General features: G+C 41.3%; 17 protein-coding genes, 1 tRNA gene, 1 rRNA gene and 1 CRISPR repeat array (1 of these 20 running past the window's edge). Of the genes, 13 read left to right on the top strand and 6 right to left on the bottom strand.

Translation table 11 applies throughout. From position 1 onward, the window contains the following. Positions 1–26 precede the first annotated feature (26 nt). The 5 genes from KIH88_RS08930 (at position 27) to KIH88_RS08910 (ending at position 4134) form a co-directional block, all read left to right on the top strand. Complete coding sequence (locus tag KIH88_RS08930) at positions 27–938, top strand: DMT family transporter (protein ID WP_213988765.1); 912 nt, start codon at positions 27–29, stop codon at positions 936–938. A gap of 84 nt (positions 939–1022) precedes the next feature. Next, a complete protein-coding gene (dapD, locus tag KIH88_RS08925; RefSeq protein WP_213988764.1) occupies positions 1023–1721 on the top strand; it encodes a 2,3,4,5-tetrahydropyridine-2,6-dicarboxylate N-acetyltransferase in 699 nt (232 codons plus the stop codon). 67 nt (positions 1722–1788) lie between these two features. Then, the gene (locus KIH88_RS08920; RefSeq protein WP_213988763.1) at positions 1789–2919 is read left to right on the top strand and encodes an N-acetyldiaminopimelate deacetylase; all 1131 of its coding nucleotides are present in this window, start codon (positions 1789–1791) and stop codon (positions 2917–2919) included. An 11-nt stretch (positions 2920–2930) separates the two neighbouring features. Continuing rightward, positions 2931–3470 (top strand): 5-formyltetrahydrofolate cyclo-ligase, encoded by a 540-nt coding sequence (locus KIH88_RS08915; protein WP_213988762.1) that lies wholly within the window; start codon positions 2931–2933, stop codon positions 3468–3470. Beyond that, complete coding sequence (locus KIH88_RS08910) at positions 3454–4134, top strand: rhomboid family intramembrane serine protease (RefSeq protein ID WP_213988761.1); 681 nt, start codon at positions 3454–3456, stop codon at positions 4132–4134. Before KIH88_RS08915 ends, KIH88_RS08910 begins: the two co-directional genes overlap by 17 nt. A 39-nt stretch (positions 4135–4173) precedes the next feature. After that, positions 4174–5597: a CRISPR direct-repeat array (repeat unit 36 nt; unit sequence GTTTTGGAACCATTCGAAACAACACAGCTCTAAAAC). Positions 5598–5687: 90 nt separating this feature from the next. Here the strand turns inward: KIH88_RS08910 and csn2 are convergent. The 6 genes from csn2 to KIH88_RS08880 all read right to left on the bottom strand — a co-directional run bounded on the left by csn2 (position 5688) and on the right by KIH88_RS08880 (position 14117). Then, entirely contained in the window at positions 5688–6350 is a 663-nt protein-coding gene (gene csn2, locus KIH88_RS08905; protein WP_213988760.1) for a type II-A CRISPR-associated protein Csn2, read from the bottom strand. Next, the gene (gene cas2, locus KIH88_RS08900; RefSeq protein WP_213988759.1) at positions 6340–6684 is read right to left on the bottom strand and encodes a CRISPR-associated endonuclease Cas2; all 345 of its coding nucleotides are present in this window, start codon (positions 6682–6684) and stop codon (positions 6340–6342) included. The genes csn2 and cas2 overlap by 11 nt, the downstream gene beginning before the upstream one ends. Further along, the gene (gene cas1 / locus KIH88_RS08895; protein WP_213988758.1) at positions 6681–7547 is read right to left on the bottom strand and encodes a type II CRISPR-associated endonuclease Cas1; all 867 of its coding nucleotides are present in this window, start codon (positions 7545–7547) and stop codon (positions 6681–6683) included. Before cas1 ends, cas2 begins: the two co-directional genes overlap by 4 nt. After that, positions 7547–11809, bottom strand: coding sequence for a type II CRISPR RNA-guided endonuclease Cas9 (cas9, locus tag KIH88_RS08890; protein ID WP_213988757.1), 4263 nt, complete (start codon positions 11807–11809; stop codon positions 7547–7549). The genes cas1 and cas9 overlap by 1 nt, the downstream gene beginning before the upstream one ends. A 369-nt stretch (positions 11810–12178) precedes the next feature. Next, positions 12179–13078, bottom strand: coding sequence for a UTP--glucose-1-phosphate uridylyltransferase GalU (galU, locus tag KIH88_RS08885; RefSeq protein WP_213988756.1), 900 nt, complete (start codon positions 13076–13078; stop codon positions 12179–12181). A gap of 22 nt (positions 13079–13100) precedes the next feature. Further along, a complete protein-coding gene (locus KIH88_RS08880) occupies positions 13101–14117 on the bottom strand; it encodes an NAD(P)H-dependent glycerol-3-phosphate dehydrogenase (protein ID WP_084851801.1) in 1017 nt (338 codons plus the stop codon). A 206-nt stretch (positions 14118–14323) separates the two neighbouring features. On the opposite strand from KIH88_RS08880, the gene KIH88_RS08875 reads away from it, so the two are divergent. From KIH88_RS08875 to KIH88_RS08840, 8 genes are all read left to right on the top strand, one after another. Continuing rightward, a complete protein-coding gene (locus KIH88_RS08875) occupies positions 14324–16030 on the top strand; it encodes an ABC transporter ATP-binding protein (RefSeq protein WP_213988755.1) in 1707 nt (568 codons plus the stop codon). Position 16031: 1 nt separating this feature from the next. Then, on the top strand, positions 16032–17798 hold the full coding sequence (locus KIH88_RS08870; protein WP_213988754.1) for an ABC transporter ATP-binding protein: 1767 nt from the start codon (positions 16032–16034) through the stop codon (positions 17796–17798). Positions 17799–17933: 135 nt separating this feature from the next. Continuing rightward, complete coding sequence (locus KIH88_RS08865) at positions 17934–18623, top strand: gamma-glutamyl-gamma-aminobutyrate hydrolase family protein (RefSeq protein ID WP_000124767.1); 690 nt, start codon at positions 17934–17936, stop codon at positions 18621–18623. Between the two features lie 168 nt (positions 18624–18791). Further along, positions 18792–20141, top strand: a complete 1350-nt coding sequence (locus tag KIH88_RS08860; protein WP_000018247.1) for a glucose-6-phosphate isomerase — start codon at positions 18792–18794, stop codon at positions 20139–20141. A 128-nt stretch (positions 20142–20269) separates the two neighbouring features. After that, positions 20270–21730 carry a glutamate--tRNA ligase gene (gene gltX / locus KIH88_RS08855; RefSeq protein WP_038804193.1) on the top strand — a complete coding sequence of 487 codons (1461 nt, stop codon included), beginning with the start codon at positions 20270–20272 and terminating at the stop codon, positions 21728–21730. Positions 21731–21742: 12 nt separating this feature from the next. Further along, complete coding sequence (locus KIH88_RS08850) at positions 21743–22177, top strand: cytidine deaminase family protein (RefSeq protein ID WP_084851805.1); 435 nt, start codon at positions 21743–21745, stop codon at positions 22175–22177. A gap of 116 nt (positions 22178–22293) precedes the next feature. Further along, positions 22294–22365, top strand: a tRNA-Glu gene (locus KIH88_RS08845). 231 nt (positions 22366–22596) lie between these two features. Then, positions 22597–24104, top strand: a 16S ribosomal RNA gene (locus KIH88_RS08840) (it continues 39 nt past the right edge of the window).

Raw genomic sequence — 24104 nt, 5'->3', positions numbered from 1 at the left:
TGTTAGTTTCGTGTTACAATAGGAGTATGAATCATTATCAGAAAAAGATTGTTAAGGGAACACTATACTCGCTACTCTCAGGCCTAATCTGGGGGATCTGTGGGATTTTAGGAGAGTATTTTTTCACTCATTATCCAGTGTCTTCTGGATGGATTACTTCTATGCGTTTACTAGTGGCGGGGAGTTTGGTTTTAGGTTTATCTGCTTTTCAGTTGCGTAGCTACTTGTTGGACATCTGGCGTGATAAAAAAAATTATCTACCTTTTTTAGCCTATGCTATTCTAGGTATTTTTTCTGTGCAGTTTTTCTTTTATCTCTGCGTTGAGTATTCGAATGCGACGACGGCGACCATTTTGCAATTTATCAGCCCAGTTTTTATCCTGTTTTACAATCGAATCATCTACCAGAAGAAGGCTTCGATTACAGCAGTTTTCTATGTTTTGATTGCCATGCTAGGTGTTTTTTTGATGGCTACAAAAGGGGACTTGTCCCAGTTATCCATGACACCTTTGGCTCTAGTAACAGGTTTGCTCAGTGCAGTAGGGGTCATGTTTAATGTCATCCTTCCCCAACGTTTTGCACGGCGCTACGGTTTCGTTCCAACTGTTGGCTGGGGGATGATTCTGGCAGGCCTCTTTAGCAATTTCCTTTACCCTATTTATCGGATAAGTTTTCAAGTGGATCTGGTAAGTGTGCTGATTTGTCTGACGATTGCCGTGTTTGGTACTGCTTTTGCCTTCTTCCTATCTATGAAGGCTGTCTCTCTTGTTTCCCCTCTCGTTGTCTCTGTAGTGAGTGCCAGCGAACCGCTCTCTTCAGCTTTATTAAGTGTTCTTTTTCTGGGATTAGTCATGGATGGTTTTTTGGCCTTGGCTATGGTGTTGATTATCGTTCCAATGATTTTCTTATCCATAGAAGAAGCAAAACAAGCCAAGTAAAGATGCTTATTTGATAGTTGAGGCTTCAAATTTGAAGCCTTTTTTGGTAGAATAGGTATCATTATAATGAACCAGGAGACGCCTATGACTGCTACAAAAATGAACGCTCAAGAAATTATCCAATTTATCGCCAATGCTGAAAAGAAAACCAGTGTCAAAGTAACCTTTGAGGGAGAACTCGCAACTGCCGTGCCCAGCTCTGTTGTTAAACTAGGGAATGTCTTATTCGGAGACTGGAAGGATATCACTCCGCTTCTCGAAGGTTTGGTAGAGAATCAAGATTATGTTGTTGAGCAAGATGCTCGCAATTCTGCAGTTCCTTTGCTAGATAAACGTGCTATCAACGCTCGTATTGAGCCGGGTGCGATTATCCGTGATCAGGTAGAAATTGGTGACAATGCTGTTATCATGATGGGAGCTGTTATCAATATCGGTGCTGAAATTGGTGCAGGAACCATGATTGATATGGGTGCCATCCTTGGTGGCCGTGCTATCGTTGGAAAAAACAGTCACGTTGGTGCAGGTGCAGTCTTGGCGGGTGTGATTGAGCCAGCTAGTGCTGAACCAGTCCGTGTTGGAGACAATGTTCTTATTGGTGCTAATGCAGTGGTTATCGAAGGAGTCCAAATCGGTAGTGGTTCAGTTGTCGCGGCAGGAGCTATCGTTACCCAAGATGTTCCGGAAAACGTGGTAGTGGCAGGTGTTCCAGCTCGTATCATCAAAGAAATTGATGCCCAAACCCAACAAAAAACAGCGCTTGAGGATGCGCTTCGTACCTTGTAATTGTAAAAGTAAAAAAGAGGCGGAACCCTTTTTCCAGCCTCTTTCTGCTATATAGGAGGACAGATAGATGTTAGATTTGATTCAGACTAGACGAGATTTACACCAGATTCCAGAGATTGGCTTGGAGGAGTTTAAGACTCAGGCATATTTGCTGGATGTGATTGAAAAATTGACTGCGGACAAGGATTTTGTTCAAGTTCGTACGTGGCGGACAGGTATTTTGGTTTACCTACAGGGAAGTCAGCCGGAGCGTACCATTGGTTGGCGAACAGACATTGATGGCCTGCCTATCGTTGAACAAACAGGACTACCTTTTTCTTCCCAACACCAAGGTCGTATGCATGCTTGTGGACATGATTTTCATATGACTATTGCCTTGGGCTGTCTAGAGCGCGCCCTTGAGGAGCAACCCAAGAACAATTTACTCTTTCTTTTTCAACCTGCTGAAGAAAATGAAGCTGGTGGCATGCTCATGTATGAGGATGGTGCTTTTGGGGACTGGCTACCAGACCAGTTCTATGGCCTTCATGTTCGTCCAGATTTGAAGGTCGGACAGATCGCGACCAATACTCATACACTCTTTGCAGGGACTTGTGAGGTGAAGATTCGTTTCAAAGGAAAAGGAGGACACGCAGCTTTTCCGCATGAAGCCAATGACGCCTTGGTGGCTGCTAGTTACTTTGTAACCCAAGTACAGTCAGTTGTCAGCCGCAATGTCAATCCAATTGAGGGAGCGGTGGTGACCTTTGGTGTTTTTCAAGCTGGAACAACCAACAATGTCATTACAGACACAGCATTTTTACACGGAACCATTCGTGCCTTGACTCAGGACATGAGCCTCTTGGTACAAAAAAGAGTCAAGACAGTCGCAGAAGGGGTTGCAGCAGCCTTTGATATGGAAGTCGAAGTGGAACTCAAGCAAGGAGGCTACCTACCTGTGGAGAACAATCCAGCCTTGGCGCGTGAACTGATGGATTTCTTTGAAGAAAAAGAGAGAATCGAGTTGATTGATATCGAGCCTGCTATGACTGGTGAGGACTTTGGCTATCTCCTTTCAAAGGTTGATGGGGTTATGTTTTGGCTGGGTATTGATAGTCCCTACGCCCTTCATCACCCTCAGATGAGTCCTAAGGAAGAAGCCTTAGCCATTGGGGTCGATGCGGTCTCTAGTTTCCTAAAAAAGAAGGCAGCAGAGTAGAGGAATTGTCTATGAAAGCAGAACTACGAAAGCAAGTCTTACACGAAATGAAGGCTTTATCTCAGGAGAAAAAACAGGCTATGAATCGAGCTTTAACCGAGCGTTTCTTACGTCACCCCTTTTACCAAGAAGCTAAGGTCATTGCAACCTATCTCTCCTTTCCGCATGAATTTCAAACGCAAGAACTGATTGAGCAGGCACTGAAGGACGGCAAGAAGGTCCTGATACCCAAAACCTATCCCAAGGGGCGAATGGAGTTTGTGGTCTACGATCCGCAGCAGTTGGTAAAAACTTCCTTTGGTTTACTGGAACCGCAAGGAAACTTGGAAATGGTGGAACCGTCTCAGATTGATTTAATTCATGTTCCGGGCTTGGCTTTTACAACAGAGGGCTATCGGATTGGATACGGCGGAGGCTATTACGACCGTTATTTGGAGAATTTTGCAGGGCATAGCCTGAGTACAATCTATCCTTGTCAAGTTCAGGAGTTTGACTTCGAAAACCATGATATTCCCGTCCAGGAGGTGCTAATCTATGAAGGAAATCTTTGATAAACGCTATCCTGTGACTAGTTTCTTCCTCCTAGTGACGGCTTTGGTATTTCTCTTGATGTTGATTACTACGGGTGTCAACTTTGATCAGGCAAAAACTCTGTTTCAGTTTGGAGCTATGTATGGACCGATCATTCGTCTGTTCCCTGAGCAGATATGGCGCCTTTTTTCGGCCATATTTGTGCATATTGGATGGGAGCATTTTATTGTCAATATGATTTCGCTCTACTTTCTTGGACGACAAGTGGAGGAGATTTTCGGTTCTAAGCAGTTCTTCTTTCTCTATCTCTTATCAGGAATGATGGGCAATCTCTTTGTTTTTGCTTTCACACCGAAAGTTGTAGCAGCAGGGGCCTCCACTTCTCTCTATGGGTTATTTGCTGCGATTATTGTTCTTCGCTATGCAACGCGTAATCCTTATATCCAGCAGTTGGGGCAATCCTATCTGACACTTTTTGTGGTTAACATTATTGGAAGTGTTCTGATTCCAGGAATCAGCCTAGCAGGCCATATCGGAGGTGCAGTCGGTGGAGCATTTCTAGCAGTCATCTTCCCAGTCAAATGGGAGAGAAGGATGTATAGTACCAGCCAGCGAATCGGAGCAACCGTACTTTTTGTCGCACTTGTCATTTTCCTTTTCTATAAGGGAATGAGCTATGTGTAAGGGGGAATAGTTAAAAGCTACTCAAAAAATGAGTAGCTTTTTTTGGAACCATTCGAAACAACACAGCTCTAAAACGGATGCGCAAGAAGCTATTCAAGCTAACAAGTTTTGGAACCATTCGAAACAACACAGCTCTAAAACCCTGAAGTTGCAATTGGGTCATAATAACCAGTTTTGGAACCATTCGAAACAACACAGCTCTAAAACTTTTGAATCAAAGGTAGTCAACGTTCCTGTGTTTTGGAACCATTCGAAACAACACAGCTCTAAAACTGATAGTGTAATATCTATGATTAAGTGGTAGTTTTGGAACCATTCGAAACAACACAGCTCTAAAACCCGGATATTGAGAACCTTGGAAGTTCTTCAGTTTTGGAACCATTCGAAACAACACAGCTCTAAAACTGTCATGGCGAACTAAGTTCTTTACATTCTGTTTTGGAACCATTCGAAACAACACAGCTCTAAAACCGAGTATCTTCAAAACCTCGTCTGTTTCCTGTTTTGGAACCATTCGAAACAACACAGCTCTAAAACCGATACGACCAACAGTGACAATGATATTAAGTTTTGGAACCATTCGAAACAACACAGCTCTAAAACTAAAATCAGAACTTCCTTTATCAATGGGTTGTTTTGGAACCATTCGAAACAACACAGCTCTAAAACTACTTGGATTTAGAAAAGAATAAACTTTGTGTTTTGGAACCATTCGAAACAACACAGCTCTAAAACGCATCAGTGCGACCTCGTCACAGAAGATCCGTTTTGGAACCATTCGAAACAACACAGCTCTAAAACGTAATGGACTTGAAGTTTTCATTGTCTTCTGTTTTGGAACCATTCGAAACAACACAGCTCTAAAACGCCTCCTGTTGTCTCTGGATCAGAGAACTCGTTTTGGAACCATTCGAAACAACACAGCTCTAAAACTAAGGAAATGAAAGGTTTATCCAATCTGGTGTTTTGGAACCATTCGAAACAACACAGCTCTAAAACATAACATGAACTGCATTATTTTATTCTCAAGTTTTGGAACCATTCGAAACAACACAGCTCTAAAACCTCAATTGAATTACACACCAACAGAAGGTGAGTTTTGGAACCATTCGAAACAACACAGCTCTAAAACCTTCACGTGGTTCGGGAACTCCTGCGCCTAGTTTTGGAACCATTCGAAACAACACAGCTCTAAAACCTCGTAGTGTTTTTTTGTATCTAAAATAAAGTTTTGGAACCATTCGAAACAACACAGCTCTAAAACATAGCATTATTTGTGACCTCAATAGCTCGCCGTTTTGGAACCATTCGAAACAACACAGCTCTAAAACTATCACTAATATTGAAACTCTTAGGGACAAGTTTTGGAACCATTCGAAACAACACAGCTCTAAAACAGATTGTACGCCAGCGTTTTACGAAGCAATGTTTTGGAACCATTCGAAACAACACAGCTCTAAAACCTCGCAGAAAAATTTTTCTCACGAAATTTCGTAATCGCGCTATTCGTCTCAGCCAGACTTCAGATCGTCAGGTTCCAATTGTTACTCTTATTATACCATATTTTCGGGGTTCAAGAAATAGTCTTGATCCAGCACATACTGCGGAAAATCATAGACTTTTCGAGGTTCGACAAATAAAACCTTTAGTTGATTGAGTTGGATATACTCTATCAGATTTACCAACTCATCCTTTGATAGATAGGCGATCGCATTGATGAAGACAAGGAGTTTCTTTTTGGAAAGATATTTAAAAACTTGAACAATTTCTAGCATCTTTTCAAAAGGTGTATCACTTAGAGTTTCAACTTTGACCCCTAGCGCATCGATTAACTCCAGAATGGTGATTTCGTCGTATTCTAAGTCCAATTCGTTTTCCAAGCACTCAAATGCCAGTAATTCTGTAATCGTAGCTACCAGCTTTTCAATCATGGACTTCACTTCTGGCTTGTCATTGAGCTGATTTTCAAGATCCGCATGTATCAACTTGAGCATGGCAGGTGAGTTAAGATTGTATCCTAAGACGTCCGTTATCACTAGCAACTCGGACTCTTTCAGTGCTTTTAGATTTCTATCAAACAACTTCAACTTCCCATCATCAGTATATTGGTAGAACTGCTTGACGATAGTTGAAAAGGTAAACTGGTCTTCCAACACTAAAAAAGTTGCATTTTCAATCGCTAATGGTTCATCCAGTAGTGGGAAATTAATCTTCATCTCTAGGCTCCTCTCCCAGAAAGACCAAGCGTGCGTCGGAGTTTGCTACGCTGGTATTTCGTTCGCCATTTAAGTAAATCATGCGAGAAAACTGCTTTTCTGTAACGGTTAAGAGAGTAATGTTTCCTTTTTTAGGGTTATGAGTCTTGAGTCGCTCAATCATAGCATTATTAGCAGAGTTGTTGAGCAAGAGCTTGCTATAGATGGAGAATTGGTGCATGATAAATCCCTCATCTATGAGGAACTTCCGAAATTTCCGATAGGCCTTACGTTCCTCTGCGGTTTCAACTGGCATATCAAACATTAAAATCATACGCATATATCGATAACTCATATCCTAAACTCAGGAACTCCTTTCTCGGGTTGATTGAGAGCCTGGATAACTTTCTTAGTATAGTCACTGACGATATTGGTCAGATACATATCCTTTCCATTGTAGTGGAAAGTATCTGAGAAAATAGTGAAAAGTTCTCGCTTGATTTTGACAAAAGAACTATTTCGATTTTCATAGACAATTCTATCAATAATTGGACGGAAAGGCTCCATAATATCACTAGCTAGGTTGAATTGATTAAACTGATTAGCATGTTTCAAGCCAAACTGAGTCATACAACCAGACAAGACAATCTCACGCGCAAACATACTCAAAATCAAGGTGTAGCCGTAGTCCAAGGCAGCATTGATATCACTATCTTGCTCACGACTAAAATCATTTCCAAACAAGGTATTGAAATAAATACGAGCTGCGTGTCCCTCACGGTTACTAGGATCAAATAAATCCAACCCATGATAGAGATCGATGACGGACTGGCTCTTTTCCAAAAAACCACAACTCCCCAAATAAAAAGCCTGATTGAGAATTTTTTGTGCAATAATGGTAGTCCAAACTTGTGCTTTAGCCTCCTCGCACCATGTGATTTGACGAGATAGTTGCAAACTGGAATCGTGTCGACCATAGTAAGGCGTTAAGTAGGCCGTTGGCAAGCGTTTATCATCACAAAAAATAACCAGAATATTTTCATCCACCAAGCGCTTTATCAGCATAGTGGAGAGAACAATATCCGTTGTCTCCAAAAGCAGGATGTCCACCTCGGACAGGTGAATCAACTCTGTCCGAGAGGCATCTTTAAAAATCAAGTGGTTGTTCTTGTAGGAGAGCTTAGAGTGTGTATTGACAACAACGGTTCTCCATCCCATCAGTCTTCTCCTAGTTTGCTTAAGTCAATCCGAGTCTCGTAGAGACCAGTGATGGATTGGTGGATGAGAGTAGCATCAAGCATTTTTTTATCCGGCTTCGGACGCATTCTTGGTACTGTGTATTTATCATTAAAGAAATTAATGATATCTTTTGGAGCACCACTCTTTACAAAACTAAACATTTTTATAAAATTATCATAATAATAACGAATTGTCTCCTCGTTATTATCAATTTGTTTGATTGTTCTTTCATTATATCCATTAATGAGAGTTTGCAATGACTTAGTTTCACCTAACATTTTTTGTGAATAATTTGATAAACGATCCGCAATATTATCAAACTCTTTCTTATGAGTCTGTATAAAATTTTGGCTTTCCTTTATTGCGCTTTCAGATTTTAAATCCATCAAATTCGATTTAGTCAAAAGTCGTTTCATATGGAAAAACAGTTCATTTTGAGTTTTTGTTAATTTAAATTGGGTGACTTTATGAAGATTTGACTTGCTTTCAAATATCATCCTTGTTCCATCTATTTTCTGCATTAGTGAATATTTTGGAATTCTATAGAAGGCTAGAACACGGTTTAGAGAATTCTCTTTAAGAAAACCGCCTTCCGAAATATCATTTAAGAATTGAAGTGGATCATCATTAAATTTTTCATAATCAATTATAAAAATATCATGAAATTCTCTTATGGTTTCTATTTTACCTCTCTTTTCATTAAACCGTTCTGCGATTATGATAATTGACAAGGCAGAATTCATTGGCCCATAACCACCGTATATGGAGGGATCTAAATAAGTAGCTTTTGTTTTTAGGGGATAGCGATTATTAGCAGCAATTTGTTTATTAAATTTTCCAACAGGATTTTGATTATAAAATGCTCCTTTTTTAATCATTGTTCGTTTGACAAAGTTGATTTGAGAGTTGTAGATAACATCTTTTATAATCGGTAAATCCCTATTACTATCCCAAATATCTTTACTAACTTTGGAATCTGGATTATTAAAGAATCTCATGATGTTAGAATAGAGATGCTTTCTTAACGTTGCTTTATTTTCCTCGTGCCGATTAAAGTGAGTATGGTGGCCATATATCAACTCAGGAGCTAATTTTGGATAGGCTTTAAGAAGAGTTTGTCCTACAACAACAGCTAGATAAGCATCGTGAGCATGATGATAATCATTCAATTCACGTATTTTAGCAATATGAAAAGTGTTTCTAAAATTGGTAACTAGTTGAGATTTTAAAGTAATGATTTTGGTATCTGAAAAACGATTGTCTAGTATGCGCGCAACATGCTTTATAATTTGTCGTGTTTCGACTAATTGACGCTCAATAAAGCCGGCTTTCATACTCTCGGTCAGAACACCATCAGGAGTGCGTTCGCTAGTGGTTAACCTTTGATACTTCGTTTGAGAAATTAGCTTGGCATTATATAATTTCTCCCAGAAAGGTTTCATATTAGCAACTGTCTCTTTGCCCGGTATATTATCCAACTTTCTTTGATTATTTTCCCTATGCGTTAATACTTTATTATCAATCGAATCAATTGGTAAAAAGCTATAGGGGATAATATGGTCGACTTCATATTGATTGAGTTGGTCTCTGTATAAGGGAGTAGGACTTCCGTTTTTATCTAAGGAGTATATATCCTTCCCATTTTGAAGATAATATAAATATAATTTTTCAGATTGTAATTCTTCATCTGAATGAGGAACTTTGCCATTTTCTAATACACTATCTTCAATATTTTTTAATGCAGATTCTAATTTACTTTTACGAGTTTTTGCCTTTTTTTGCCCCTCTTCTGTGGTCATATTTTCACGAGCCATTTCAATGACGATATTTTGAGGTGGATATCCTATAATCTGAACCAGCTCATCAACAATTTTAATACTATTCAAAATTCCTCGTTTGATGGCTGGATTACCAGCCAACTTTTTAATTTCTTCAAATACATCATCTTCAACAGTTGATTTAGATTGTATGGCTCTGATAGTAGGATCAAAGGATAAAGTGCTATCAGACATAAGTTGATCTAAATTACGATTTTCATCATCATTTCGCAGGAACTGCAATAAATTAAAACCTGTATCCTCGTCACGAATACCTAATAATAACTTAGCCGAATAACGTCCCCAGCCAGTATAGCGTAATTTCGAGAGTTGATTAATTTTCTCTTCATTTAAAAATTCAAGATGCCCAAAATATTTTGTGAGGTAGTTTTTAATAAATTTTTTATCATCAAAAACAGTAATAACTTTGACAATCTCTTCTAACTCATTTTGATAGATTTCAGAATCGAGTAGCTCCTCTGAAAAAATAGTTTTTAAATCATTATATGTTTTTAAAGTAGAATTAAGGGATTTGCCTTTTTCAATTCCCGAAACAATTTCAACTGCTTGTAAATCTGTACATTTCTTCAAGCAGTCAAGGAGCATAGCAGGACTGACACGCTTACTATTAATTTTAAATAAGTTATTGATTATTTTTTTTCGGTGATCTGAATCGAAAAAGTGAGTCTTCCCATTTTTATCCTTATATTTGACTCGAGTTAATTCATTTTGGAGCATGACTTCTTCATAGATTAAACTACGTTTTGGTAAAACTTTTTCATTTAAGAGAATAATATCATTTCCTATTAGATTGGTGATGAATGCATCTCTAGTTTCATCCATATTTATCAGTTTATGATAGTTCCAAGGACGTATTTTACCATTTCTAGTATCTTCATCATTATTATCTAAAACATCTTGGCTAGTCGTTCGTTTAATCCAAGCAAATCTACTATTATTTCCTTTTGCCAGAGGACCAACATAATAAGGGATTTTAAATGTCAAGATAGATAGTAATTTATCTTTGTTTTCTAGTAGAAAAGGATAATCTCTTCCTTGTCTTTCTATAATCTTTTCTAGTTCATAAGCGTGAATTTGATTAGGAATTGCTCCATTATCAGTTGTACGGAGTTTTCTTAAAAATGTTCCATCTGATATTTTATTAAGAAAATATTCTGCCCCTTCAATACCAGTTATTTTCCCACTGATATAGTCATAAAAATTTTGTTGTATTGTTTTTTGTTTCTGTGGATTAGTTAATACCATCTTATTGGATATATATCCAACATATCCCTTTGTTTCCTTATCTACATCAAATCCATTTGGTGTTTTTCTACCAAAAATATCTAAATAATCTTGTTCAGATAGATTTTGTTTAACAAAAGATTTGAAGCGCTGTAAATCTTTTCGGTGTTCCTCGTATCTCTCAACCATAGTAGCAGAAAAGCGAGCATGAGTTGCTCCAGTGTATGTTAGCATATCAGATAAAAGGATAGTATCACGTAAAATTTTTAGTTTAGCAAATACATCGGAAAAGTCTTCTTCTAATGTACCTAGAAGATTTTCTAGATTCTCATCATAGTTTTCTTTGGAGAAATCAAGGTCCGGTTCTTCCTCTAATTCAAAACAATCTTTAAATTTTGTTTTTAAACCAAATAATAGCTGTAATAGTTGTTTAAAAACACTTTTATCCTTTTTTTCAAGCTCTTTTGGGAAATAGGAGAGTGTACCTTTAACTTTATCTTGTCTGTTATCACTGGATTTAAATATATCTGCTATAGTTTTAGATTCATCAGAGATTTCCAGATCGAAAACTTCTTGGCAAGATTCAACAAAATCAATCCAAGAGTTTTGCATATTGATATTGTTAGGGTCAATGTTACCTAATGTTAAAAAGTGGCCTCGGTACTTTAAAATGTGCGATAATGCCATGTATATTTCACGAATATCAGCTACTGGAGAATTTTTATCTGCATCAGCTAAGTGTTTTCGTAAATGGTAAATCGTAGGGTACTTCTTGTGATAGGCTGTTTCCAATTCTTTATTACCAAAAAATGGATGTTTTATCTGTATGTCCTCACTTTTATCACCAAGCACTCTAAAACTTTCATCTAATCTACGATAAAAATTTTTATCGACTTTTTCAATCTCCTTTTGAAAAATATCTCGTAAATACGCTATTCGATGATTTCTTCTATCAATTCTGCGGCGATTGACACGAAATACCCGAGTTCCTTGAGCTGATTGAGCGGGTACAAAGGTGGTAGATCCGATTAAATTCTTCTTTATTTTTTCTTTTTCTGTATTACCTAAAACCTTAAATCTAAAAGCAGGTACTCGATAATCTTCAGTTACAACGGCATAACCGACGGATGATACACCTATATCTAAGCCGATTGAATAATTCTTATTAAATTTTGCCATAAAACTACTCCTTGTCTTGATTTTCGATTTTATTTTTTGTATAATATCTGTGTTGGAACTATTCGAAACAACACAGCCAAAAGATTTTTCTTTTGAGTTAAAATATGGTTATCCATAATCAGTAATGCGCACCGATTCGGTGCTTTTTATTTTATTATACTAACTCATTGTACTCCTATTTTTAGAAAAAAACAAATAATATCGTAGCGCTTTCATAAAATTCGAGATCAATTCGATGGAGCTTGTAAGTGGGTTAACTGAGAAATACGATTTCCTTTTGTTGGTTTATATGTTCGGGATGATAGCAATACAAAATAAAAGAACTGGGATAATTAACTATCCTAGTTCTTTTTTATATGAACTGTTCTTCTATTCCCCTTCAGCTAACTCTTTTCCGAGTTGGATGAGATAGTCTTTCAAGTCGTTTTTGACTTGTGGGTGTTTGAGAGCATAGTCGATGGAGGTTTTCATAAAGCCAAACTTATCTCCAACATCGTAACGAGCCCCTTTGAACTCACGAGCGAAAACACGCTGTGTTTTGTTGAGGGTATCAATTGCATCTGTCAGCTGAATTTCATTTCCTGCACCTGGAGCCTGGTTTTCGAGGATTTGGAAAATTTCAGGTGTGAGGAGGTAACGCCCGATAATAGCAAGGTCGCTAGGAGCATCCTCTGGCGCTGGTTTTTCAACGAAGGTTTCAACGCTGTAAAGGCCGTCTTTTCCTTCGCCTTGCGGAGCAATAACCCCGTAAGCAGATACTTCGTCATGAGGGACTGGCATAACAGCGATAGTAGACGCGTGGGTACGCTCGTAGTCATCCATGAGTTGTTTGGTGAGCGGAACAGCTTTTTCGTTGGTGATATCCATCAAGTCATCACCAAGCATAACGATAAAGGGTTCATTTCCAACGAAAGCCTTGGCTTGCAAAACGGCATCGCCGAGACCACGTGGATGCGTTTGGCGGATAAAATGCAGGCGCATGCCAGTTGTTTCATCAACTAGCTTCAAAAGATCTGTTTTCCCTTTTTCTTTGAGGTTGTATTCCAATTCGAAGTTTGAGTCGAAGTGGTCCTCAATGGAACGTTTTGACTTACCAGTCACAACCAAAATGTCTTCGATGCCAGATTTGAGGGCCTCTTCAACGATAAACTGGATAGTTGGCTTGTCTACGATTGGCAACATTTCCTTGGCCAAGGCCTTAGTTGCTGGGAGGAAACGAGTTCCCAATCCAGCGGCAGGGATGACTGCTTTTCTGACTTTTTGTTTCATAAATGTTCCTTTCTATAAAGGTCTATGACCATTCGTTTTCTGCTTTAAATTCATTGCTCATGATGTCAGTGATTGCTTCTTTGATATTGACACCTTCATAGATAACTCGGTAAATAGCCTGTGTGATTGGCATGTAGACACCCAATTCCTGAGCCAGTTCGTAAGCTGCTCGAGTTGTTGAAATGCCTTCAATGACCATGCCCATATTAGCCTCAATATCTGCGAGAGATTCTCCGCGGCCAAGAGCATTACCGGCCCTCCAGTTACGAGAGTGGACAGATGTCCCTGTTACAATCAAATCCCCAACTCCAGAAAGACCGCTATAAGTTAGAGGATTAGCTCCAAGAGCGACTCCTAGACGGGTGATTTCTGCCAAGCCACGTGCAATGATAGCCGCCTTGGCATTGTCGCCAAACCCTAGTCCATGTAGTGCCCCAGCGCCAACTGCAATGATGTTTTTGAGAGCACCAGCGGTTTCAACCCCGATAACATCCGTATTAGTATAGAGACGGAAGTAGTGATTGCTAAAGAGATTTTGGACGTACTGAGCAGTTTCGAGGTCTTTAGAGGCTGCTGTAATCAAGGTAATATCCCGTACAATAGTTTCCTCAGCATGGCTCGGTCCTGAAACAACGACGATATCACTGCGAAGGTCAGCTGGGATTTCCTCTTCAAGAATAGTTGATAGACGTTTGTGGCTATCTGGTTCCAATCCTTTGGAGGCATGCATGATGACAACCTTGTGATCAAGCACCTTTGCTACTTGTTGGGCAACCAGTCTCGTTACTTTTGTTGGGACCACAAACAAAACAGCATCAACATCCTTTAATGTTTCTTCCAAATCATGATAGGCTTTGATCTTTTCGTCGAGTAGGATATCTTTGAAATAGCGTTTGTTTGTATGTTGGTTATTGATTTCATCGATTTGGTCAGGAATATTTCCCCAAATTCGAACCTCGTGTCCATTGTCGTTTAGGACCTGCGAAAGGGCAGTTCCCCAAGAACCAGGACCCAAGACAGCGATGGTTTGTTTCTTCATCTTTTCCTCCTTGTAAGAGTTCTTCCTTTCATTTTACCATAAAAAGCCTTTTCATGCATCACCTGTATATGAAAGCGCACTAATTTATAATAAGGAGACTTCTTTGACAAGATTTCTCTTTTTTGCTAGAATAGCATCAATATGACCGAATGAGAAGGAGCTGACGCAGGATGTCGCTCCCTTTATCTATTTTATTAGGAGGAGATATGCTCATTAAAAAAATAAAAACCTATAAATGGCAGGCCTTGTCATCCCTAATGATGACAGGCTTGATGGTTGCGAGCTCTCTCTTGCAACCGCGCTATTTGCAAGAGGTGTTAGAGGCTTTGTTGGCCGGGCAAAATGAGGCTATTTATAGTATTGGCGCTTGGCTGATAGGAGTAGCCCTAGTCGGTCTGGTTGCAGGTGGGGTCAATGTAACGCTTGCAGCCTACATTGCTCAAGGAGTGTCTTCGGATCTTCGGGAAGACGCCTTTCGCAAGATTCAGACCTTTTCTTATGCCAATATCGAGCAGTTTAATGCGGGTAATCTTGTCGTCCGTATGACCAATGATATCAACCAAATTCAGAATGTGGTGATGATGGCTTTTCAAATCCTCTTCCGTCTCCCTCTTCTCTTTATCGGTTCCTTTATCTTGGCGGTTCATACTCTTCCATCACTTTGGTGGGTGATTGTCCTCATGGTGCTCCTAATCTTTGCACTAACAGCCATCATGATGGGGATGATGGGGCCACGATTTGCTAAGTTTCAAACTCTTCTTGAACGGATCAATGCTATCGCCAAGGAAAATCTACGTGGTGTGCGCGTGGTCAAATCCTTTGTACAGGAAAAAGCACAATTTGACAAATTTACCGAGGTTTCTGATGAACTTCTCGGCCAAAATCTTTATATCGGTTATGCCTTCTCAGTTATAGAACCTGTTATGATGCTAGTCGGCTATGGGGCAGTCTTCCTCTCTATCTGGTTGGTAGCTGGCATGGCTCAGTCAGATCCATCTGTTGTGGGCTCGATTGCTTCCTTTGTCAACTATCTCAGCCAGATTATCTTTACCATTATCATGGTTGGATTTTTAGGAAATTCTGTCAGCCGTGCCATGATTTCCTTGCGTCGTATCCGCGAAATTCTAGATACCAAGCCAGCGATGACCTTTAAAGATCTCCCAGATGAAGAGTTAGAAGGAAGTCTCTCTTTTGAAAATGTGACCTTCACCTATCCTAATGACGATGAGCCTATGCTGAAGAATGTAACCTTTGAAATTGCGCCCGGTCAGATGGTCGGTGTGGTTGGGGCTACTGGAGCAGGGAAGTCCACTCTAGCTCAGTTAATTCCACGGCTTTTTGATCCACAGGAGGGATCTATCAAGATTGGTGGCAAGGATATTCGAGACGTCAGCGAGGGAACCTTGCGTAAAACAGTCTCCATAGTCTTGCAACATGCTATTCTCTTTAGCGGGACCATTGCAGATAATCTTCGTCAAGGAAAAGGCAATGCCAGCGTGTCAGAAATGGAACGTGCAGCACGGATTGCTCAAGCCAGCGAATTTATCGGACGCATGGAAAACAAATTTGAGAGTCAGGTCGAAGAACGTGGCACCAACTTTTCTGGTGGACAAAAACAGCGGATGTCCATTGCCCGTGGGATTGTCAGCAATCCCCGTATCCTGATTTTTGACGATTCGACTTCAGCCCTAGATGCAAAGTCAGAAAGACTCGTACAGGAGGCTTTGAACAAAGATTTGAGAGGGACAACAACCATTATCATCGCTCAAAAAATCAGTTCAGTCGTCCATGCAGACAAGATTTTGGTCTTGGACCAAGGGCGATTGATTGGTCAAGGAAGGCATGCAGACTTGGTAGCTAGTAATGCCGTCTACCGCGAAATCTACGAAACACAAAAGGGAAAGGAGGAATAAAATGAAAACCGTTCGATTTTTCTGGAATTATTTTAAAGTCTACAAGCTCTCCTTTGTCATTGTGATCCTGATGGTTGCGGTTGCGACGATTGCCCAAGCCCTCTTCCCTGTTTTTTCAGGTCAAGTAGTAACAGAGCTCGCTAACCTAGTTCTAGCTTATCAAAATGGAACTTCCGAACTAGCCTGGCAGAGTTTATCAGCTCTGATGCTGAATCTAGCTCTGGTTGTCCTCGCCCTAGTAGTATCCAGTTTGATTTACATGACCTTTATGACTCGTGTGATTGCTGAGTCAACAAATGAGATGCGTAAGGGCCTCTTTGGCAAACTTTCTCGTTTGACGGTTTCTTTCTTTGACCGCCATCAGGATGGCGACATCCTTTCTCGCTTCACGAGTGACTTGGACAACATCCTTCAAGCCTTCAATGAAAGCCTAGTTCAGGTTATGAGCAATATTGCTCTTTACATCGGTTTGATTTTTGTCATGTTTTCAAAAAATGTGACGCTAGCCCTGATAACAGTAGCCAGCACTCCAGTGGCCTTTCTCATGCTGGTCTTCATCGTGAAAATGGCCCGCAAGTACACCAATCTCCAGCAAAAAGAGGTTGGAAAACTCAATGCCTACATGGACGAGAGTATTTCTGGGCAGAAAGCTGTTATCGTACAAGGAATTCAAGATGACATCGTAGCAGGCTTTGTGGAGCAAAATGAGCGCGTGCGCAAGGCAACTTTTAAAGGAAGAATATTCTCAGGCATCCTCTTTCCAGTTATGAATGGGATGAGCTTGGTCAATACGGCTATCGTCATTTTTGCAGGTTCGGCTGTCTTGCTGAACGATCCAAGTATCGAAACAACGACAGCCCTAGGCTTGATTGTCATGTTTACCCAATTTTCTCAGCAGTACTACCAGCCGATTATCCAGGTGGCTGCGAGTTGGGGGAGCCTCCAGTTGGCCTTTACTGGGGCAGATCGTATCCAAGAAATGTTCGATGCAGAAGAAGAGATTCGTCCGCAAAATGCCCCTGCCTTTACGGAATTGCGAGAGGGTGTTGAAATCAGTCATATTGATTTCTCTTATGTGCCAGACAAGCCGATTTTAAAAGATGTCAGCATTTCAGCTCCTAAGGGGCAGATGATAGCAGTTGTAGGCCCGACTGGTTCGGGGAAAACAACCATCATGAACCTCATCAATCGTTTCTACGATGTGGATGCAGGTAGCATTTCTTTTGATGGCAAAGACATTCGTGACTACGACTTGGACAGCCTGCGGAGCAAGGTCGGGATTGTCTTGCAGGATTCGGTCTTGTTTAGTGGAACGATCCGAGACAATATCCGCTTTGGTGTGCCAGATGCCAGTCAGGAAATGGTCGAAGCAGCTGCCAAGGCAACTCATATTCATGACTATATCGAAAGCTTGCCTGATAAGTATGATACCCTTATTGATGATGAGCAAAATATCTTCTCGACTGGGCAGAAACAATTGATTTCCATCGCTCGGACCTTGATGACTGATCCTCAAGTCCTAATCCTAGATGAAGCGACTTCCAATGTGGATACCGTAACAGAAAGCAAGATTCAACATGCCATGGAGGCAGTTGTAGCAGGACGAACCAGTTTTGTCATTGCCCATCGTTTGAAGACCATCCTCAATGCCGATCAGATTATTGTCCTTAAAGATGGAGAGGTTATTGAACGTGGAAATCATCACGAGTTGCTCAAGCTCGGCGGTTTCTACTCAGAACTGTATCACAATCAATTTGTCTTCGAATAGAAAAGTTGTCCTCTTGGGCAGCTTTTTCTTATCCATAAAAAATACTTATCACGGTCTTTAAAAAAACATATTAGACAGGAAAGGGTTGGAGTGATAAGATAAGACTGTCGCAAGAAAATCGAAAGGAGACACATCATGGCTAGAACGGTTGTAGGAGTTGCTGCGAACCTATGTCCTGTAGATGCAGAAGGGAAAAACATCCACTCATCTGTATCCTGTAAATTTGCAGAGAGCATTCGTCAAGTCGGTGGTCTTCCTTTAGTAATTCCTGTAGGGGATGAGTCCATTGTTCGCGATTATGTAGAAATGATTGACAAACTCATCTTGACAGGTGGGCAAAACGTCCATCCTCAGTTTTATGGGGAGAAAAAGACCATTGAGAGCGATGATTACAACCTTGTACGCGATGAGTTTGAATTGGCACTCTTGAGAGAAGCACTCCATCAGAATAAGCCCATTTTGGCAATCTGCCGCGGTGTTCAGCTGGTCAATGTTGCTTTTGGCGGCACTCTTCACCAAGAAATTGAAGGTCACTGGCAAGGCCTGCCTTTTGGGACATCTCATTCTATTGAGACAGTAGAAGGAAGCGTGGTGGCTAAGTTGTTTGGAAAAGAAAGTCGGGTCAACTCAGTCCATCGTCAAAGTATTAAAAATCTGGCGCCTAATTTCCGTGTAACTGCTATTGATCCAAGAGACCAGACTATCGAAGCAATTGAGTCTATCGATGAGCACCGTATCATCGGTTTGCAGTGGCATCCAGAGTTTCTGGTCAATGAAGAAGACGGCAATTTAGAATTATTTGAGTATTTATTAAATGAATTGTAACGGTTAGAGTCTCTAGCCGTTTTCATTCGTCCTTTCAGATTTTTTATATTTTAGCATTTTTACGCAAACGTTTGAATTATGATAAAAATTGGGCAAATTCAATAAAAAAGCTTGAAAAAATCAAAGGTAAGCGTTATGATAGAAAAGAAGAAATATTGGAGGAATATCATGTCACATATTAAATTTGATTATTCAAAAGTTTTGGACAAATTTGTTGCCCCACATGAAGTGGAATACATGCAAGCACAAGTAACAGCTGCAGACGAATTGATTCGTAAAGGAACTGGTGCTGGTAGCGACTTTTTGGGTTGGTTGGACCTACCTGAAAACTACGACCGCGAAGAATTCGACCGCATCTTGAAAGCTGCTGAGCAAATCAAGTCAGATAGCGATGTTTTGGTCGTGATCGGTATCGGTGGATCTTACCTTGGTGCCAAAGCAGCTATTGACTTCTTGAACCACCACTTTGCTAACTTGCAAACAAAAGAAGAGCGCAAAGCGCCACAAATCCTTTACGCAGGAAACTCAATCTCATCTACTTACCTTGCTGACTTGGTAGAGTACGTAGCTGACAAAGACTTCTCAGTAAACGTGATTTCTAAATCAGGTACAACAACAGAACCAGCGATCGCTTTCCGTGTCTTCAAAGAACTCTTGGTTAAGAAATACGGACAAGAAGAAGCTAACAAACGTATCTACGCAACAACTGACCGCCAAAAAGGTGCTGTTAAGGTTGAAGCAGATGCCAACGGTTGGGAAACATTTGTGGTTCCAGATGACATCGGTGGACGCTTCTCAGTGTTGACAGCAGTTGGATTGCTTCCAATCGCAGCATCAGGTGCAGACATCAAAGCCCTTATGGAAGGTGCTAACGCAGCTCGTAAAGACTACACTTCAGACAAGATTACTGAAAATGAAGCTTACCAATATGCAGCAGTTCGTAACATCCTTTACCGTAAAGGCTACGCTACTGAAATCTTGGTAAACTACGAACCATCACTTCAATACTTCTCAGAATGGTGGAAACAATTGGCTGGTGAGTCAGAAGGGAAAGACCAAAAAGGTATTTACCCAACTTCAGCTAACTTCTCAACAGACTTGCACTCATTGGGTCAATTTATCCAAGAAGGAACTCGTATCATGTTTGAAACAGTTGTCCGCGTTGACAAACCTCGTAAGAACGTGATCATCCCTACTTTGGAAGAAGACCTTGACGGACTTGGTTACCTTCAAGGAAAAGACGTTGACTTTGTAAACAAAAAAGCAACTGACGGTGTTCTTCTTGCCCACACTGACGGTGACGTGCCAAACATGTACGTGACTCTTCCTGAGCAAGACGCCTTCACTCTTGGTTACACTATCTACTTCTTCGAATTGGCCATCGCCCTTTCAGGTTACTTGAATGCTATCAACCCATTTGACCAACCAGGTGTTGAAGCCTACAAACGTAACATGTTTGCCCTTCTTGGAAAACCGGGATTTGAAGAATTGAGCAAAGAGCTTAACGCACGTCTATAATAGAAGAAAAGAGTGGCTTGTCCACTCTTTTTTACTCTCTTTATTCGTAGACATTGGACTCAGGCGAGACTTGTGATATAATATAGAAAGTAAAAAGGCAGACGCCTAGAGACTTTATAGGAGAAACTATGTCAAAAGATATCCGCGTACGCTACGCACCAAGTCCAACAGGACTACTACACATCGGAAATGCCCGTACAGCATTGTTTAACTACCTTTACGCACGCCATCATGGTGGAACTTTTATCATTCGTATCGAAGATACAGACCGTAAACGCCATGTTGAGGATGGAGAACGCTCACAGCTTGAAAATCTTCGCTGGTTAGGCATGGATTGGGATGAAAGTCCAGAAACTCATGAAAACTATCGCCAATCAGAGCGTTTGGAACTCTATCAAAAATACATCGACCAATTGCTAGCCGAAGGAAAAGCCTACAAATCTTACGTTACAGAAGAAGAGTTGGCAGCTGAGCGAGAACGCCAAGAAGCAGCTGGCGAAACACCACGCTACATCAATGAATATCTTGGTATGAGTGAAGAGGAAAAAGCAGCTTACATTGCAGAACGTGAAGCAGCTGGTATCATCCCAACTGTCCGTTTGGCTGTCAATGAGTCTGGTATCTACAAATGGCACGATATAGTCAAAGGTGATATCGAGTTTGAAGGTGGCAACATCGGTGGTGACTGGGTTATCCAAAAGAAAGATGGCTACCCAACTTACAACTTTGCCGTTGTTATCGATGATCACGATATGCAAATCTCTCACGTTATCCGCGGTGATGACCATATTGCTAACACACCCAAACAGCTTATGGTTTATGAGGCTCTTGGTTGGGAAGCCCCAGAATTCGGTCACATGACTTTGATTATCAACTCTGAAACGGGTAAAAAATTGTCTAAACGCGACACCAACACCCTTCAGTTTATCGAAGACTATCGTAAGAAAGGGTACCTTCCAGAAGCTATCTTTAACTTTATCGCCCTTCTTGGTTGGAATCCAGGTGGCGAAGATGAAATTTTCTCTCGTGAGGAATTGATTAAACTCTTTGATGAAAACCGTCTCAGCAAGTCACCAGCTGCCTTTGATCAGAAGAAACTAGACTGGATGAGCAACGACTACATCAAGAGAGCTGATCTTGCGACAATCTTTGAAATGGCTAAACCATACTTAGAAGAAGCAGGGCGTTTGACTGACAAGTCTGAAAAAATGGTAGAACTCTACAAACCACAAATGAAGTCAGTGGATGAAATCGTTCCATTGACAGATCTTTTCTTCTCAGATTTCCCAGAGTTGACAGACGCTGAGCGCGAGGTCATGGCAGGAGAAACCGTTCCTGTTGTTCTAGAAGCCTTCAAAGCGAAGCTAGAAGCAATGACAGATGAAGAATTTGTAACAGAAAACATCTTCCCACAAATCAAAGCAGTTCAAAAAGAAACAGGTATTAAAGGGAAAAACCTCTTCATGCCGATTCGTATTGCAGTATCAGGTGAAATGCATGGACCAGAACTTCCAGATACGATTTACCTATTAGGTCGTGAGAAATCTATCCAGCATATTGATAATATGCTCAAAGAGATTTCTAAATAAAAAGGACTTCCGATGGATACATGGGAAAAAATGTATGAAGAAGCACGAACCTTATTCAATCCCCATGAAGTTTCTGACTTTGTTTATGCTAACCATGTTGTTGCTGCGGTAGAAGCAGAAGATGGACAGATCTTCACAGGATTTTGTATGGAGGGCACTTGTGGTGTTTTTCATCTCTGTGCAGAGCGAGCAGCTCTCTTCAATATGTATCAATTTTCAGGACAAACTAAAGTTAAAAAAATCCTCACCTTTCGAGATAAACCTCCCTACGGCGAAGGGTCAGGTATGCCCTGTGGCGCTTGCAGAGAATTTCTCTTAGAATTGAATGCTGAGAATAAAGAAGCAGAGTTCATGATGGACTACGAAACAAGAAAAACAATCAAAGTTGCCGAGTTGATCCCATACTGGTGGGGAGAGGAACGTGCGACTAATTGGCAAGATAAATAAAAGGAGTCAGTTTAACTGGCTCTTTTCCCTTATCTTTTCAGAATTTCGATAAAGAGGAAAAAAGATCTTGACAAAGGTAAAAAAGTAGGTATAATAGAAAGAGTTGAAAAGCTCAAGGTCCGTTGGTCAAGGGGTTAAGACACCGCCTTTTCACGGCGGTAACACGGGTTCGAATCCCGTACGGACTATGGTGTATTGCGGTTAGAAAAAACTTGAAAAAAGTTTAAAAAATCTGTTGACAGAGGCAGGTAGCTGTGATATACTAATATAGTTGTCGCTTGAGAGAGATTGAGTGACAAAGACCTTTGAAAACTGAACAAGACGAACCAATGTGCAGGGCACTACAACTTTAGTTGTAGTACTGAACAATGAAAAAACAATAAATCTGTCAGTGACAGAAATGAGTGAGAACTCAAACTTTTAATGAGAGTTTGATCCTGGCTCAGGACGAACGCTGGCGGCGTGCCTAATACATGCAAGTAGAACGCTGAAGGAGGAGCTTGCTTCTCTGGATGAGTTGCGAACGGGTGAGTAACGCGTAGGTAACCTGCCTGGTAGCGGGGGATAACTATTGGAAACGATAGCTAATACCGCATAATATTGACTATTGCATGATAGTCAATTAAAAGGTGCAATTGCATCACTACCAGATGGACCTGCGTTGTATTAGCTAGTTGGTGGGGTAACGGCTCACCAAGGCGACGATACATAGCCGACCTGAGAGGGTGATCGGCCACACTGGGACTGAGACACGGCCCAGACTCCTACGGGAGGCAGCAGTAGGGAATCTTCGGCAATGGACGGAAGTCTGACCGAGCAACGCCGCGTGAGTGAAGAAGGTTTTCGGATCGTAAAGCTCTGTTGTAAGAGAAGAACGAGTGTGAGAGTGGAAAGTTCACACTGTGACGGTATCTTACCAGAAAGGGACGGCTAACTACGTGCCAGCAGCCGCGGTAATACGTAGGTCCCGAGCGTTGTCCGGATTTATTGGGCGTAAAGCGAGCGCAGGCGGTTAGATAAGTCTGAAGTTAAAGGCTGTGGCTTAACCATAGTACGCTTTGGAAACTGTTTAACTTGAGTGCAAGAGGGGAGAGTGGAATTCCATGTGTAGCGGTGAAATGCGTAGATATATGGAGGAACACCGGTGGCGAAAGCGGCTCTCTGGCTTGTAACTGACGCTGAGGCTCGAAAGCGTGGGGAGCAAACAGGATTAGATACCCTGGTAGTCCACGCCGTAAACGATGAGTGCTAGGTGTTAGACCCTTTCCGGGGTTTAGTGCCGCAGCTAACGCATTAAGCACTCCGCCTGGGGAGTACGACCGCAAGGTTGAAACTCAAAGGAATTGACGGGGGCCCGCACAAGCGGTGGAGCATGTGGTTTAATTCGAAGCAACGCGAAGAACCTTACCAGGTCTTGACATCCCTCTGACGGCTCTAGAGATAGAGTTTTCCTTCGGGACAGAGGTGACAGGTGGTGCATGGTTGTCGTCAGCTCGTGTCGTGAGATGTTGGGTTAAGTCCCGCAACGAGCGCAACCCCTATTGTTAGTTGCCATCATTTAGTTGGGCACTCTAGCGAGACTGCCGGTAATAAACCGGAGGAAGGTGGGGATGACGTCAAATCATCATGCCCCTTATGACCTGGGCTACACACGTGCTACAATGGCTGGTACAACGAGTCGCAAGCCGGTGACGGCAAGCTAATCTCTTAAAGCCAGTCTCAGTTCGGATTGTAGGCTGCAACTCGCCTACATGAAGTCGGAATCGCTAGTAATCGCGGATCAGCACGCCGCGGTGAATACGTTCCCGGGCCTTGTACACACCGCCCGTCACACCACGAGAGTTTGTAACACCCGAAGTCGGTGAGGTAACCTTTTAGGAGCCAGCCGCCTAAGGTGGGATAGATGATTGGGGTGAAGTCGTAACAA

Source organism: Streptococcus oralis (assembly GCF_018448765.2).
Taxonomy (GTDB): Bacteria; Bacillota; Bacilli; order Lactobacillales; family Streptococcaceae; genus Streptococcus; species Streptococcus oralis_BM.
The sequence above is the reverse complement of the archived record's forward strand: the minus strand, read 5'-3'. Positions and strand labels throughout refer to the sequence as shown.

Excerpts from the sequence above, each read along its gene's own strand:
- KIH88_RS08910 (WP_213988761.1), top strand. The coding sequence starts at position 3,454 with ATGAAGGAAATCTTTGATAAACGCTATCCTGTGACTAGTTTCTTCCTC.
- KIH88_RS08860 (WP_000018247.1), top strand. The coding sequence starts at position 18,792 with ATGTCACATATTAAATTTGATTATTCAAAAGTTTTGGACAAATTTGTT.
- KIH88_RS08880 (WP_084851801.1), bottom strand. The coding sequence starts at position 14,117 with ATGAAGAAACAAACCATCGCTGTCTTGGGTCCTGGTTCTTGGGGAACT.
- csn2 (WP_213988760.1), bottom strand. The coding sequence starts at position 6,350 with ATGAAGATTAATTTCCCACTACTGGATGAACCATTAGCGATTGAAAAT.
- cas2 (WP_213988759.1), bottom strand. The coding sequence starts at position 6,684 with ATGAGTTATCGATATATGCGTATGATTTTAATGTTTGATATGCCAGTT.
- KIH88_RS08870 (WP_213988754.1), top strand. The coding sequence starts at position 16,032 with ATGAAAACCGTTCGATTTTTCTGGAATTATTTTAAAGTCTACAAGCTC.
- dapD (WP_213988764.1), top strand. The coding sequence starts at position 1,023 with ATGACTGCTACAAAAATGAACGCTCAAGAAATTATCCAATTTATCGCC.
- KIH88_RS08850 (WP_084851805.1), top strand. The coding sequence starts at position 21,743 with ATGGATACATGGGAAAAAATGTATGAAGAAGCACGAACCTTATTCAAT.
- KIH88_RS08915 (WP_213988762.1), top strand. The coding sequence starts at position 2,931 with ATGAAAGCAGAACTACGAAAGCAAGTCTTACACGAAATGAAGGCTTTA.
- KIH88_RS08875 (WP_213988755.1), top strand. The coding sequence starts at position 14,324 with ATGCTCATTAAAAAAATAAAAACCTATAAATGGCAGGCCTTGTCATCC.
- KIH88_RS08930 (WP_213988765.1), top strand. The coding sequence starts at position 27 with ATGAATCATTATCAGAAAAAGATTGTTAAGGGAACACTATACTCGCTA.
- cas1 (WP_213988758.1), bottom strand. The coding sequence starts at position 7,547 with ATGGGATGGAGAACCGTTGTTGTCAATACACACTCTAAGCTCTCCTAC.
- cas9 (WP_213988757.1), bottom strand. The coding sequence starts at position 11,809 with ATGGCAAAATTTAATAAGAATTATTCAATCGGCTTAGATATAGGTGTA.
- KIH88_RS08920 (WP_213988763.1), top strand. The coding sequence starts at position 1,789 with ATGTTAGATTTGATTCAGACTAGACGAGATTTACACCAGATTCCAGAG.
- KIH88_RS08865 (WP_000124767.1), top strand. The coding sequence starts at position 17,934 with ATGGCTAGAACGGTTGTAGGAGTTGCTGCGAACCTATGTCCTGTAGAT.
- gltX (WP_038804193.1), top strand. The coding sequence starts at position 20,270 with ATGTCAAAAGATATCCGCGTACGCTACGCACCAAGTCCAACAGGACTA.
- galU (WP_213988756.1), bottom strand. The coding sequence starts at position 13,078 with ATGAAACAAAAAGTCAGAAAAGCAGTCATCCCTGCCGCTGGATTGGGA.